The sequence below is a fragment of the Streptomyces sp. NBC_01241 genome (assembly GCF_041435435.1).
Taxonomy (GTDB): domain Bacteria; phylum Actinomycetota; class Actinomycetes; order Streptomycetales; family Streptomycetaceae; genus Streptomyces.
Map to the genome: position 1 here is coordinate 2,471,101 of NZ_CP108494.1, position 13,537 is coordinate 2,484,637.

14 protein-coding genes are annotated in these 13,537 nt (G+C 71.4%); 7 read left to right on the forward strand and 7 right to left on the reverse strand.

Annotated features, from left to right (window positions below; genetic code table 11):
* Nucleotides 1–79 precede the first annotated feature (79 nt).
* The 3 genes from OG306_RS10740 (at nucleotide 80) to OG306_RS10750 (ending at nucleotide 3,167) form a co-directional block, all read left to right on the forward strand.
* The gene (locus tag OG306_RS10740; protein WP_266745873.1) at nucleotides 80–1,021 is read left to right on the forward strand and encodes an N-acetylmuramoyl-L-alanine amidase; all 942 of its coding nucleotides are present in this window, start codon (nucleotides 80–82) and stop codon (nucleotides 1,019–1,021) included.
* Between the two features lie 191 nt (nucleotides 1,022–1,212).
* A complete protein-coding gene (locus OG306_RS10745; RefSeq protein ID WP_266745874.1) occupies nucleotides 1,213–2,037 on the forward strand; it encodes a hypothetical protein in 825 nt (274 codons plus the stop codon).
* A gap of 122 nt (nucleotides 2,038–2,159) precedes the next feature.
* Complete coding sequence (locus OG306_RS10750; RefSeq protein WP_266745875.1) at nucleotides 2,160–3,167, forward strand: LLM class F420-dependent oxidoreductase; 1,008 nt, start codon at nucleotides 2,160–2,162, stop codon at nucleotides 3,165–3,167.
* A 102-nt stretch (nucleotides 3,168–3,269) separates the two neighbouring features.
* On the opposite strand, the gene OG306_RS10755 is transcribed toward OG306_RS10750, so the two are convergent.
* Complete coding sequence (locus tag OG306_RS10755) at nucleotides 3,270–3,932, reverse strand: TetR/AcrR family transcriptional regulator (RefSeq protein ID WP_266745876.1); 663 nt, start codon at nucleotides 3,930–3,932, stop codon at nucleotides 3,270–3,272.
* A 230-nt stretch (nucleotides 3,933–4,162) separates the two neighbouring features.
* Here OG306_RS10755 and OG306_RS10760 point away from each other — a divergent pair, with 230 nt between their 5' ends.
* Nucleotides 4,163–4,741 carry a hypothetical protein gene (locus OG306_RS10760; protein ID WP_266745877.1) on the forward strand — a complete coding sequence of 193 codons (579 nt, stop codon included), beginning with the start codon at nucleotides 4,163–4,165 and terminating at the stop codon, nucleotides 4,739–4,741.
* Between the two features lie 72 nt (nucleotides 4,742–4,813).
* On the opposite strand, the gene OG306_RS10765 is transcribed toward OG306_RS10760, so the two are convergent.
* The 6 genes from OG306_RS10765 to OG306_RS10790 all read right to left on the reverse strand — a co-directional run bounded on the left by OG306_RS10765 (nucleotide 4,814) and on the right by OG306_RS10790 (nucleotide 10,718).
* Entirely contained in the window at nucleotides 4,814–5,383 is a 570-nt protein-coding gene (locus OG306_RS10765) for a VOC family protein (protein ID WP_266745878.1), read from the reverse strand.
* A 4-nt stretch (nucleotides 5,384–5,387) separates the two neighbouring features.
* Nucleotides 5,388–6,467: a PHP domain-containing protein gene (locus OG306_RS10770; protein ID WP_266745879.1), complete on the reverse strand. Its 1,080-nt coding sequence runs from the start codon at nucleotides 6,465–6,467 to the stop codon at nucleotides 5,388–5,390.
* A gap of 305 nt (nucleotides 6,468–6,772) precedes the next feature.
* On the reverse strand, nucleotides 6,773–7,336 hold the full coding sequence (locus OG306_RS10775; protein ID WP_266752157.1) for a hypothetical protein: 564 nt from the start codon (nucleotides 7,334–7,336) through the stop codon (nucleotides 6,773–6,775).
* 161 nt (nucleotides 7,337–7,497) lie between these two features.
* On the reverse strand, nucleotides 7,498–8,571 hold the full coding sequence (locus OG306_RS10780; RefSeq protein ID WP_266745880.1) for a prenyltransferase: 1,074 nt from the start codon (nucleotides 8,569–8,571) through the stop codon (nucleotides 7,498–7,500).
* Nucleotides 8,568–9,323, reverse strand: coding sequence for a class I SAM-dependent methyltransferase (locus tag OG306_RS10785; protein WP_266745881.1), 756 nt, complete (start codon nucleotides 9,321–9,323; stop codon nucleotides 8,568–8,570). Before OG306_RS10785 ends, OG306_RS10780 begins: the two co-directional genes overlap by 4 nt.
* Nucleotides 9,324–9,386: 63 nt before the next feature.
* Nucleotides 9,387–10,718, reverse strand: coding sequence for a glycosyltransferase family 4 protein (locus OG306_RS10790; RefSeq protein ID WP_266745882.1), 1,332 nt, complete (start codon nucleotides 10,716–10,718; stop codon nucleotides 9,387–9,389).
* A gap of 229 nt (nucleotides 10,719–10,947) precedes the next feature.
* Here OG306_RS10790 and OG306_RS10795 point away from each other — a divergent pair, with 229 nt between their 5' ends.
* The 3 genes from OG306_RS10795 to OG306_RS10805 all read left to right on the forward strand — a co-directional run bounded on the left by OG306_RS10795 (nucleotide 10,948) and on the right by OG306_RS10805 (nucleotide 13,537).
* On the forward strand, nucleotides 10,948–11,556 hold the full coding sequence (locus tag OG306_RS10795) for a TetR family transcriptional regulator (protein ID WP_266745883.1): 609 nt from the start codon (nucleotides 10,948–10,950) through the stop codon (nucleotides 11,554–11,556).
* A 157-nt stretch (nucleotides 11,557–11,713) separates the two neighbouring features.
* Nucleotides 11,714–12,064: a DUF4190 domain-containing protein gene (locus tag OG306_RS10800; RefSeq protein ID WP_327349892.1), complete on the forward strand. Its 351-nt coding sequence runs from the start codon at nucleotides 11,714–11,716 to the stop codon at nucleotides 12,062–12,064.
* Nucleotides 12,065–12,289: 225 nt separating this feature from the next.
* Nucleotides 12,290–13,537 carry a substrate-binding domain-containing protein gene (locus OG306_RS10805; protein ID WP_371665246.1) on the forward strand — a complete coding sequence of 416 codons (1,248 nt, stop codon included), beginning with the start codon at nucleotides 12,290–12,292 and terminating at the stop codon, nucleotides 13,535–13,537.

Below are 13,537 nucleotides of genomic sequence, written 5' to 3' on the forward strand. Positions count from 1 at the left end.
AGTCGGGTCGAGTACGGGTACGGGACGGGGCACGGGCGTCCGGGCCGGTCGGCTGGGGGCGCCCCGATAGCATCGCGGGGTGCCGTACGACGAGAGCGTTCCCCCCACCCAGCGCCGCCGGCCCCTGCTCGCCGCCGCGCTCGCAGCCGTCTGTCTGACCGCCGTCGGCTGCGGCGCGGGCGATGACGGCGGCGGGGCGCAGGCCCGGCCCCGGCAGGGCGGCAGTGGCACCTCCGCCGCGCCGCCGCCGGCATCGCCGCCGCAGAGCGCTCCGGCGCCCGGGAAGACGTCCGCCTCCCCCGGCCCGTCCGCGAAGCCCTCGAAGTCCACGGGCGGCCGGGCCGGCGGGCCGCTGTCCGGGAAGACCGTCGTCATCGACCCCGGACACAACCCGAACAATTATCTGCACACCCGCGAGATCAACCGCCAGGTGGACATCGGCACCGGGCGCAAGGAATGCGACACCACCGGGACGTCGACCAACTCCGGTTACGCGGAGGCCCAATTCACCCTCGACGTGTCGCACCGGGTGCGCACGCTCCTGCGGGCGCAGGGCGCGAACGTCGTGCTGACGCAGGACGACGACCGCCCGTACGGGCCCTGTGTCGACGAGCGCGCCCGGATCGGCAACGAGGCCGGGGCCGACGCGGTGGTCTCGGTGCACGCGGACGGTTCCGCGGTCGGCAACCGCGGCTTCCATGTGATCCTTCCCGGGCTCGTACGGGGCGGTGAGGCGGACACGTCGAAGATCGTCGAACCGTCGCGTGATCTCGGCACCCGGATCGCCGGTCTCTTCGTCCGCGATACCGGAAGCGCGCCTTCCAATTACGTCGGTGGCAATAGCGGGTTGGACATCCGCAAGGATCTCGGCGGACTGAATTTGTCGACCGTGCCCAAAGTGTTCATCGAATGCGGCAATATGCGTGATCCGAAGGATGCGGCCCTGCTCACCAGTGAGGGCTGGCGACAGAAGGCGGCGCAGGGCATTGCCGATGGCATCAGCAGCTACCTGAACGGGTAGAACGAGGTAGTTCTGAGGCGAAATTGGGGGGAAGTGCGTTCAGCGTTCGGGCAAGGGCACAACCCGCCCAGGCAGACGATAGATTCATCCGTACGATGGGAAGCCGCTCCCGAGCTTCGTACGTGCCCGCCGTACCCGTACAAGCGGCAGCGACGACCGCCCCGACGAGACGACCTACTAAGGACCTTCACGTGAATATCCGCTCCCTCACTCGAGGCGACGGCGTGGTGATCGGAGCAGCGGTGGTGCTGTTCATCGCCTCTTTCCTCGACCTCTCCGGCTTCGACTGCCCTGCGGGCCTCAACTGCTCCAGCTACAACGCCCCGAACGCCTGGGACGCCCTCGGGGTCCTCATGAGCGTCTTCCTGGCCGGAATCATCGGTGGGGCGCTCGTCGTCGTGGGCCGTTCCATGCCGAACCGTAAGGTCGTCGGCCTCGACCTCGGTCAGTTCGGGGCCGCGTTCTGTGTCTTCGCGCTGTGGTCGGCGTTCTGGACGACGATCGACGCCACCAACGCGGGCGCCGGCATGATCCTCGGTCTGCTCGCGGCCATCGTGCTCGCGGGTGGCGCGATCGCCACTCCGCTGGTCCCCGCGCTCAAGGCTCCGCTGATGGGCGCCCCGCGTCCGCAGGCCGTGCAGCCGCCGTACGGCGGTCAGCCGCAGCCGGGCCAGGGATACGGCTACCCCGGCGCCCAGCAGCAGCCGTACGGTGCGCAGCCGGGTCAGCAGCAGCCGTACGGTGCGCAGCAGCCGCAGCCCGGTCAGCCGGAGCCGCAGAACGCCCAGGCGGCTTCGGCGGCCGGTGCGCCGGGCGGTGACTTCACGCCGTTCTGGTTCGCGGTGCCGGTGGCCCGCCCGCTGTACGGGGAGGACGGTTCGCCGTCGCCGATCGCCGAACTGGCGCCCGGCACCTGGTACCTCGCGGTGGAGCAGCGCGGTGCGGCGCTCATCGCCCAGACGCAGGACGGCCGTCGTGGTGTGCTCCAGGACACCACGGGCATCCAGCGCGGCTGAGCCCACGCTCCGGCGGTACGAACAGCGGCCTCTCGCCCCTTCCGGGCGGGGGGCCGCTGTCGTACTCTCCGTCCGTGCGCCGGATGCCTGACGCACCGTCAGATATGCTGGGAGGCAGCGGAATGCGACTCGGACTCGCCCTCGGCTACTGGGGCCGCGGCCCAAACCCCGCCCATCTGGAGCTCGCCCGGGAGGCGGAGGCGCTGGGGTACGCGTCGGTGTGGACGGCGGAGGCCTGGGGCTCCGACGCGTTCACCCCGCTGACCTGGATCGCCGCGCACACCTCCCGTATCCGGCTGGGTACCGGCATCGCGCAGATGGCGGCGCGCACCCCGACCGCGACCGCCATGCACGCCCTCACCCTCGACCATCTCTCCGGCGGCCGGATGATGCTCGGCCTCGGGCTGTCCGGGCCCCAGGTGGTGGAGGGCTGGTACGGGCGGCCGTTCCCCGGGAGCCCGCTGACCGCGACCCGCGAGTACGTCGACGTCATCCGCCAGGTGCTCGCCCGTGAAGCCCCCGTGGAGCTGGACGGGCGCTTCCACCCGCATCCGTACAACGGTCCGGACGGCACCGGCCTGGGCAAGCCGCTGAAGCCGATCACCCATCCGCTGCGGGCCCGGCTGCCCGTGCTGCTCGGGGCGGAGGGGCCGAAGAACATCGCGCAGACGACGCGGATCGCCGACGGCTGGCTGCCGTTGTACTGGTCACCGCTGCGCACCGAGGTGTACGAGGCCTCGCTCACGGACCTGCCGGACGGGTTCATGATCGCGCCGATGGTGCGGGCGCGGGTCTGTGACGATGTGGCCGAGGGACTGCTGCCGGTGAAGGCGATGCTCGGCTTCTACATCGGGGGCATGGGGCACGCGGCCCGTAACTTCCACGCCGATCTGATGGCGCGGATGGGTTTCGAGGAGGAGGCGCGGCGGATCCAGCGGCTCTTCCTCGAAGGGCGCAAGGAGGAGGCCGTGCTGGCCGTTCCGGACGCGTTCGCCGATGAGATCTCGCTCATCGGTCCGCGTCAACGCATCGCGGAACGGCTGGAGTTGTGGCGCAAGGGGCCGGTGACCGATCTGCTGGTGACGGCGCCGGACCCGCACACCTTGCGGGTGCTGGCGGAGCTCGGCTGAGGGCTGCCCCGTAAACCCTGGCGGGCTCCCGGTCATGCCGTCCCCTTGCCCGTCAGGCGCGGTTCGGCCGGTGGGACGATGCCCCGCCGGTGCGGCCCCGGTTCAGCGGTCCCGCGGCTCGTCGGGGAGGCGGAGCCCGTCCAGGAGGAGCGTCGTGATGCTGTCCGCCACGGCGCCGTGGTCGATGGGCCGGCCGCTGAGCCGTGCGGCCGTCGCGTGGAACCACGCCGCTCCGAAGGCGGACTGGACCACGAGCTCCGCGTCGAAGTCCCGGTGCCGCCATGACGACACGTTCAACGCGACCACGCGTTGGACCTCGGCGAGGAGGGGTGCGACCCGCTCGCGGTAGTACGTCGCAGCCGTCCCGGCGTCACCGAAGAGCATGACGCCCAGCAGAGGCGCCACCTCGTCCATGACCTGGAGAAGGTCCCTCATGTACTGGCGGGTGCGCTCGTGCATCGCGTTCCCGGTCTCGTCGAAGTCCGGGGGCGGGGTGCCCGAGACCCGTACGAGCCGGGCCACGGTCTTTTCGAGCGGCGCGACGACGGCGACCTCGAAGAGCTCCTCCTTCGACCGGAAATGCCGGTAGACCAGCGCCTCGTTGACGTCGGCCTCCGCCGCGATGTCGCGGGTCCGCGCTCCGGCGAACCCGTACTTCACGAACACCCCACGTGCAGCGGTGATGATCTGCGCCCGGCGTTCGTCGGCGGTGAGCCGCTGCCGTTGTGTGATCTCGGCGGAGTGGTGATCAGGCGCGGCCGTCATACGAAACCCCTTGCCCGGACAGGCATTCCCATGCCCCGACAGTACCGTCTGCGCCACCGCCGACCGATTACCGGCGCCGGGGCACCACGTGGCCCCGGCGAGAGGGCGAGGGTCGCCGCCCCCCTCTCGTGACCCACTTCGCGAAGCCGCTTCCCGGGCCTGCGCGAAGTCTTGACGTGACACACATCTCACCATAGTAAGTAATTACTTACACACAAGGGGGTGTGGCGATGCTTGTCAGCGCACGCGGAGTGCGGATCACCGAACGTGGTGCGGTGATCGGTGGCATCGAGTACGAGGTGGACTGCATCGTCTACGCGTCGGGCTTCGAGTACGGCACCGACTACACCCGACGGGCCGGGTTCGACATGGCCGGCCGGAACGGGGTGACGCTGTCGAAGGCCTGGGCGAACGGCATGCGCACGTTGCACGGCATGCACGTGCACGGCTTCCCGAACCTGTTCGTCGTCCAGCTGGCCCAAGGCGCCTTCCTCGGGTCGAACGTGCCGCACGGCTTCGCGGAGTCCGCCCAGACCATTGCCGCCGTGGTCCGGCACGCGGTGGCACATGACGCCCGCGAGGTGGAGGTGACGGAGGAGGCCCAGAACACCTGGGTCGACATGCTCCTCCGCGACGGCATTCCGTTCGGCGCCGCGGACTGCACGCCCGGCTACTACAACAACGAGGGGCAGGAGGCCGGACTGGCCGAGCGTCTCTCCGTGGGCTACCCACTGGGTGCCACGGCCTTCTTCTCGTTGATCGACGGCTGGCGCGCCTCCGGGCAGTTCGAGGGTCTGACCTTCCGCTGACGGCCCTGCCGACGGGGTCCGGCGCCGCAGCGGCGGACCCCCGTTCGCCGTGCGCCGCCGGGAGCCAGAACCCTAGGGTCTGGCCGGATCCGTCGGCCAGGTTCCGGTGCCGACCGGGGAGGGGCGCACGCGTCGGCGTGCCGCGGCGCGTTCCCAGGGCTGGGGGTCGGGATACGTGAGGAGTTCCAGGGTGCTGCCCCACGGGGTGCGCAGATACGCGAACCGGTTGCGCTCTCCCGCCTCGGGGCCCGGCAGCGGCTGCGCCTCGGCGAGCAGCGTGGCGCCCGCGTCGACACAGTTCCGTACGGCCGCGTCCAGGTCGTCGGCGTAGAGCGCGACGTGCTGCCAGCCGAAGTCGCAGGGCCGCGCCGGGGGTTCACGCCGGGGGCCCTCGAACTCGAACAGCTCGATGCCCGGGCCGTCGCCGGGGAGGGCCAGCATCCGGATCGCCAGCTGCCGGGTGCCCGCGGGGACGCCGAGCCGGCGCTCGACGTCCGGTCCGCCGAGCGGCCCGTCGTGGCGGCGCAGGGCGTCGTACAACACCTCGGCGCCGAACGCCCGGACGAGGAAGAGAGTCGCGGTCTCCAAATCCGGGACGGTGACCCCGATGTGGTCGATGCCTCGCACGCTTGTGGCCGTCATGGCTTCACCGCTCCTGTCCCGGGGCTGCGCCGACCGCCCCGTCCACCCCGGAGCGGGCCCGCTCCGGGATCGTGCCCCCGCTCGACCAGGCCAGCAGTTCGTCGGCCGGCCAGGTGGTAACGACGCGTTCCGCCGGTACGCGGCACTCCTCGGCGCGGGCGCAGCCGTGGATCTGCCAGTCGAGCTGTCCGGGCGCGTGGGCGTCGGTGTCGACGGCGAACAGGGTGCCCGCGTCGACGGCGCGGCGCAGGAGCCGGCGGGGCGGGTCGAGCCGTTCGGGCCGGCTGTTGATCTCGACCGCCGTGCCCGCCTCCGCGCACGCGGCGAAGACCTCGTCCGCGTCGAAGCGTGATTCCGGGCGGCCCCGGCCGGTGATCAGCCGCCCGGTGCAGTGTCCGAGGATGTTCGCCCGCGGATGGCGGACGGCCGTGAGCAGGCGCCTGGTCATCGGCGCGGGGTCCATCCGCAGCCCGGAGTGTGCGGAGACCACCACGACGTCCAGCTGTTCCAGCAGCTCCTCCTCCTGGTCGAGGGAGCCGTCGGGAAGGATGTCGCACTCGATGCCGGTGAGCAGCCGGAACGGCGCCCAGCCCGCGTTGAGCTCGGCGATCACCGCCAGCTGGTGGCGCAGCCGATCCGGGGAGAGCCCGTTCGCCACGGTCAGCCGGGGCGAGTGATCGGTGAGGACCGCCCATTCATGGCCCAGTTCCGCCGCGGTGCGGCCCATCTCCTCGATCGGGCTGCCGCCGTCCGACCAGTCGGAGTGCAGATGGCAGTCGCCGCGCATCAGGGAGAGCAGGCCCTCGCCGCCCTCGGGAGGCGGGGCCGCGGCGGCCTCTTGCTCCAGCCGCTCCAGGTACCCCGGCACCTCCCCGGCCACCGCCTCGCGGATCACCTGCGCGGTCTTCGGCCCGATGCCCCTGACCGACTCCAGCGAGCCGTCCGCGACCCGCTGTGCGGTCTCGCCGTCCGCCATCGCCGCGACTGCAGCGGCGGCCGTGCGGAACGCCTGGACGCGGTAGGTGTCGGCCCCGCCGCGTTCCAGCAGGAAGGCGATCCGTTTCAGGGCGCGGACTGGCTCCATCGGCACCTCCACCGGGCCGCCGGACACAACGGCCTGTCCATTCCAGCTTGGCTCAGCACCGCCGCGCCCGCACAGCGGACGGGAGAGCGGCGCCCGCACGGCAGCCTGTGCGGCTCAGCCGAACGCGGAGCGCTCGAGCCGGTGTGGCTCAGCCGAACGCGGAGCGCGCCAGCCAGATGTCCAGCAGCTCCGCGTCCCCCGGCACCTCGACACGGTCGCTGTCCGCCGGGAGGCGCCGGGTAGAGATCATGTCGGTGCGCTCATGACACGCACCCTGGTTCGGTCAAGGGCCACAACCGCATCGGTTATCCGCCGAGTTGCGCGGTGGTGGGCACCTTGTCCTTGACCTCGGCGCCCGCGCTCTTGCCCGCGTCCTTGATGTTGTTGATCACGCTCTCGAACGCGCCGATGTCGCCTGCGCCCGCCTCGCCCTTGCGGAGCTTGCTGCCAAGCCCCTTGAGCGATTCGATGCCCGCCGTGAGCGGCGCGACCGCCTTCGACAGCAGCGGATCGCCCTTGGCGTTGGCCACTGCGGCCTTCAGCCGGTTGTACGCGAAGCCGCCCGCGAGTCCGGCCTTGACGAGGGCGAACTTCCGCCCGTCCGCGCCCTTCTTGAACGTGCCCGCGCGGTACGGCTTCACGATCCACTGGTACGTCGCACCGGCCGCGAGCCCCGCGTTGGCGACGAACCGGGTCTTGGCGAACTTCTGCGCCTCGGCCGAGGACGTGGCGCTCGGGGACGCGGAGCCGCTCGCGGAGCTGCTCGCGCTGTTCTTGCCCCCGCCGCCGCACGCGGTGGCGCCCACCAGCACGGCGCAGCACAGCAGGAGCGGGACGAGCAGACGGCGCAGCGGCACGGAACCGGTCACGGCGGTACTGGGCACGGCGGTACTGGTCACGGCGGGCCTCCCTGGCCGGACACATCACGACGACCTCTACGGTGAGCGACGAATTCCGGCACTCTCCGTAAGGTTCGCCCCGCCCCGAGTGGTATGCCACTCGGGGCCGCCGTCCGGGTAGACGAGAGGGCCTAGCCGCAGCAGTCCGGTGCCAGTCCGTGCGGCAGGTGTTCGCCGCTGAAGACGGCGGTGGTCGCCTCGTCGCCGCCGAGCGCGGCCACGGCGAGCAGCAGCGAGCCGGCGGTCCAGGTGGTGAGCTCCTCCGGCCAGAACGCCCGGTCGCCCTCGAAGACGTACCCCGTCCAGTACATGCCGCCTTCGGCGCGCAGGTGCTGGATGGACTGGAGGATCTCCAGCGCCCGGTCGGATTCGCCCATCACCCAGAGTGCCAGGGCGAGTTCGCAGCTCTCACCGCCGGTCACCCAGGGGTTGGGCAGTACGCAGCGCACCCCGAGGCCGGGGACCACGAAGCGGTCCCAGCCCTCCTCGATCCGGTCCTTGGCGGCCGCTCCGGTGAGGGCCCCGCCGAGGACGGGGTAATACCAGTCCATCGAGTAGCGGCTCTTGTCGAGGAAGCGTTCCGGGTGACTGCGGATCGCGTGGGCCAGCGCGCCCGTCGCCAACTCCCAGTCGGGCTGCGGCTCTTCTCGTCGTTCGGCAATGGCGAGCGCGCAGCGCAGCGCCTGGTGGATGGAGGAGCAGCCGGTCAGCAGCGCGTCGTCGACGGGGGTTCCGTCGGCTTCGCGCTTCCAGCCGATCTGCCCGCCGGGCTGCTGGAGCCGCAGCACGCATTCGACGGCGGCGAAGACGGTCGGCCACATCCGGTCGACGAACGCGTCGTCGCCGGTGGCGAGGTAGTGGTGCCAGACGCCGACGGCCACGTACGCGCAGAAGTTGGTCTCCAGCCCGCGGTCGGTCGGCCGTTGCGGGTCGCCGTCGTCGTAGGCGGCGTACCAGGAGCCGTCCTCGTTCTGGTGCCGGGCCAGCCACTCGTAGGCGCGTTCCGCGGCGGCGTGCTCACCCGCCGCGTCGAGGGCCATGGCGGCCTCGGTGTGGTCCCACGGATCGAGGTGGTGGCCGCGGAACCAGGGCAGCGCGCCGTCGTCGCACTGCGCGGCGAGGAGGGCGGCGACGGTCTCGGTGGCCTGCTCGGCGGTGAGGACTCCGGGCAGGACGAGGTGTTCGGTCTGCTCGGGAGTGGTCACGCCTCGGCCTTGGAGAGGTCCTCGGCGGCGGCCGCGGGCAGGTGCGGCTTGGTCGCGTACGCCACGAAGCTCTTGCCGACGACGGGGTTGAGCAGCTGCTCGGCCACCCGGGTGGCCATCGGCTTCTTCATGATGTCCCAGACCAGCAGCTTGTGGTACGCGCGGACCGGCAGCGACTTGTCGTTGTCCACCCCGAACGCGCACTTGAGCCACCAGTACGGCGCGTGCAGGGCGTGGGCGTGGTGGGTGCCGTACGGCTTGAGGCCGGCGCCGCGGATCTTGCCGAGCAGTTCGTCGGCCTTGTAGATGCGGATGTGGCCGCCCTCGACCTCGTGGTACGCGTCGGAGAGCGCCCAGCAGACCTTCTCGGGGCCGTAGCGCGGCACGGTGATCGCGATCCGGCCGCCGGGCCTGAGCACCCGGACCATCTCGGCGAGCACGCCCTTGTCGTCGGGGATGTGCTCCATCACCTCGGAGATGATCACGACGTCGAAGGACTCGTCGGGGAACGGCAGGTTGAGCGCGTCACCCTCCATCGCGGTGGCGGTGGCGCCCTCGGGGGCCTCCCCGGCCTCCTTCATCGCGGCGAACCACTTCGCGACCTCGCGGATCTCCTCGCCGTTCCGGTCGAGGGCCACGACCTGGGCGCCGCGCCGGTAGCACTCGAAGGCATGGCGTCCGGCGCCGCAGCCCAGGTCGAGCACCCGGTCACCTGCGGCGAGCGGGAAGCGGGTGAAGTCCACGGTCAGCACGAATGCCTGCTTTCGCGGTCGAGGGGGGTCAGTTGGCTTGGACGACGGGGGAGGACGGCGGCGTCAACGACGCCCGCCGGAGCGCGCGGTGGCCGCGCGGGCGGCGATCGCCTCGCGGTAGAGGGCGGCGGTGCCGATGGCGGCCTGCTTCCAGGTGAACCGGGACAGCACCCGGGCGCGGCCCGCCGCGCCGAGCCGGGCGCGCAGTTCCGGGTCGCCGAGCAGCCGGGCGAGCGCGTCGGCCAGGGCCCCGGCGTCGGCGGGCGGCACGGCCAGACAGGTCTCGCCGTCCGGGCCCGCGACCTCGGGGATCGCGCCGCCGGTGGTGGCGACGAGCGGCGTGCCGGTGGCCATGGCCTCGGCGGCCGGCAGCGAGAAGCCCTCGTAGAGCGAGGGGACGCAGGCGATCTGGGCGCCGCGCACCAGGTCGACGAGTTCGGCGTCGCTGATGCCCTTGACGAACTCGACGGCGTCCTGGAGTCCGTGCCGCTCGATGGCCTGCGCGACCGGTCCGTCCTCGGCCCGTTTGCCGACGACCACGAGGTGCGCCCGCGGGTTCTCCGTACGGAGCTTGGCGAGCGCCTCGACGAGGTGGACGAGGCCCTTGAGCGGGACGTCGGCGCTGGAGGTGGTGACGATCCGTCCGGGGATCTCGGCGACCGACGGGTCGGGCGACCAGAGGTCGGTGTCCGCGCCGATGTGCACGACGTGGATACGGTCCTGGCGCACCCCGAGATGGTCGACGATCTCCTGCTGGGAGGAGCCGGAGACGGTGAGCACCGAGGGAAGCCGGCGCGCGACCCGCTTCTGCATGCGGGTGAAGGCGTACCAGCGGCGTACGGAGGCGCGGCGGCGACGGGTCTCGGCGGCGTCCAGGTCCAACTGCCGGTCGACGGTTACGGGGTGGTGGATCGTGGTGACGAGCGGGGCACCGAGATCCGCCAACAGGCCGTAGCCGAGGGTCTGGTTGTCGTGGATGACGTCGAACTCGCCGCGCCGGGCGGCGAGATGGCGTCGGGCCCGGAGGCTGAAGGTGAGCGGTTCCGGGAAACCGCCGGTCCACATGGTGGCGACCTCGGCGGCGTCGATCCAGTCCCGGTACTCACCGCGCTTCGGGGTGCGGAACGGGTCGGGCTGGCGGTACAGGTCCAGGCTCGGCAGCTCGGTGAGCGGGACGCCCTCGTCGAGCACCGGATAGGGCTGGGCGCCGATCACCTCGACGCTGTGGCCGAGGCGGGCGAGCTCGCGGCCGAGGTGGCGTACGTAGACGCCCTGGCCGCCGCAGAAAGGATTGCCCTTGTAGGTGAGGAGTGCTATGCGCAACGGACGGCCGTCGGGGCTGCCCGACGCGTCGCTGCCCGCGCGGGGGCCCGTCTCTATGGCCTCAGCGGTCACACTCGGCCCCCTTCTCACTGCGTGTTCGCCGGAGCGTAACCGCTCACGCTAATCTAGAACAAGTTTCAGACTGGATCGTTCAATGAGCTACGAATCTACCGGCAGGTAGCGTCGGTGCAACGGCCCGACCGGGTGATTCGCGCCACGACCGGCACCCTGGCATGCTGTGCGCCGCCGGGGGACCGAGCACCTCCCTCCGGTTGCGGACGGAAGCCATGGATGGGGACACATGACAGCGGAAGCCAAGCAGGCATCGCCGCCCCTGACGGAGCGGCAGGAAGCCCGTCGCCGTCGCATCCTGCACGCCAGCGCCCAGCTCGCCGGCCGGGGCGGGTTCGAGGCGGTGCAGATGCGTGAGGTCGCGGAGGCCGCCGAGGTCGCCCTGGGCACGCTGTACCGCTATTTCCCGTCCAAGATCCATCTGCTGGTCGCCACCATGCAGGACCAGCTCCAGCACCTGCACACGACGCTGCACAAGCGCCCGCCGGCCGGGGACGACGCGGCGCAACGGGTCGCCGAAACCCTGATGCGGACGTTCCGCGCGCTTCAGCGCGAGCCGCACCTGGCGGACGCGATGGTGCGGGCGCTGACCTTCGCGGACCGCAGTGTCAGCCCGGAGGTGGACACCGTCTCCCGGATCACGACGACGATCATCCTGGACGCGATGGGACTGGAGCATCCGACGCCGGAGCAGCTGTCCGCGGTCCGGGTCATCGAGCACACCTGGCACTCGGCGCTGATCACCTGGCTGTCGGGGCGGGCGTCGATCGCCCAGGTGAAGATAGACATCGAGACGGTGTGCCGGCTGATCGACGTGACGGCGCCGCGGGACGCGTAGGGCCCGTCCGGCCCCGGTAGCGGATCGAGATCTTTCGTCACACATCCCTCACCGCCTTGTTCGAAAGCGTTACAAGCCTCTCCTTAACATGGTCATGACCAGGGCCTGTCCGGCCCTGGTCCGCCGGGCAGGGCCCGGCACCGATGGAGAGGAAGACATGGCTGACCAGTCAGGCAGTACAGACGGCGCGACGGGGATGCAGGCCCCGGGCGGACCGGGTTACGGCATGCAGGCCCCGGCCAGCTACGGGTACCCCGGTGGCGCCCCGCTGCCCAGCGGCAAGGCGACGGCCTCGATGGTGCTCGGCATCGTCGGGCTGGTGCTGATCCCGATCATCCCGCCGATCATCGCACTGTGCCTCGGCGTCTCGGCCCGGCGCATGGCCGACCGGGGCGAGGGCGGCGGCCGCGGCATGGCGACCGCCGGCATGGTGATGGGCATCATCGGCATCGCGTTCGCCGCCTTCGGTGTGATCGCGGCCACGGTGCAGGCACTCGCCGCCATCTGACGGGCCATCACCGCCCACGGTTTTGGCACATCGGTGCCGTGGGCGGCCCGGGGACGGACGGCGCGGCTCCCCGCTCCGGCCCTCGGGGCGCGCCCCCGGCTTCGGCCCATGTGCGGCCCCCACATGCGCACCGCGTCAGGTGAGGTGTCCTGCACCATGTCGACGGCGGCACGGTGTTCATACGGTTCGGCGACATCACAGGTACACGCCGAGGAGCCGGTCACCATGCGTCGCAGAGCCCCAGGAACCGTCCGTCACCACAGATCCCTCGCCGCCGTCGCCACGCTCGCCTCGGCCGGCCTCCTGCTGGTCGGGTGCACCGCCGCCGGGAAGGCGGGCGAGGACGATTCCGCGTCCGGGAAGGGCGCGAAGGACCAGAGCGTGAAGGTGGGCCTCGTCTACTCCCGTACAGGACTGCTCGCGGACTACGGGAAGCAGTACCGCGACGGGTTCATGGCGGGCCTGGACTACGCGACGAAGGGCACCGGCAAGGTCGCCGGGCACCGTATCGAGGTCACCGAGCAGGACGACGCGGGCGACCCGGGCAAGGCGGTCGCCGCGGCCAAGAACCTGATCGGCAAGGGCTACAAGGTGCTGGCCGGCACCACGGATTCCGGGGTGGCCCTCCAGATGGCGCCGCTCGCCGCCCAGAACAAGGTGCTGTACATCAGCGGCCCGGCCGCCACCGACGCCGTGACCGGGATCAACGACTACACCTTCCGCTCGGGCCGGCAGTCCTACCAGGACATCCTGACGGCCGGGGCGATGCTCGGCGAGGCCAAGGGCAAGAAGGTCACGGTGCTGGCCCAGGACTCCACCTTCGGCCAGGCGAACGTCGCCGCGGTGAAGGCCGTCCTCGGCGCCAAGGGCGCGAAAGTGGGTTCCGTACTGGCTCCGCCGAGCGCCACGGACCTGACCCCGTTCGCCCGGCAGGTCAAGGCGGGCAAACCCGATCTCGTCTTCGTCGCCTGGGCCGGCTCCACCGCACCGGCGCTGTGGACGGCGCTGGACCAGCAGGGCGTGCTCGGGGCGGGCAAGGTCGTCACGGGACTCGCCGGAACCGCCTCGTACCCGGTGTTCGGGAACGCCGGCTCCAAGGTGTCGTTCCTGGCGCACTACTTCCCGGGCGCGGGCGGCGGCAACGCCGTGGAGAAGTCCATGATCGACTCCGTCACGAAGGCCGGCGGCACCCCGGACCTGTTCACCCCCGACGGCTTCACCGCGGCACAGATGGTCGTGCGCGCCGTCGAGGAGGGCGGCGCCACCGATTCCGCCGCCATGGTGAAGGCCCTGGAGGGTTGGAGCTTCGACGGGGTGAAGGGCAAGGAGCAGGTCCGCGCCGAGGACCACGCGCTGGTGCAGCCGATGTTCGTCGCCAAGCTCAAGGGGACGGGCCCCAGCGCGGTGCCGGAGCTGGTGAGCACCGAGCCGATGGACGAGGTGGCGCCGCCCGTCAAGCCCTCGGCGGGCTGA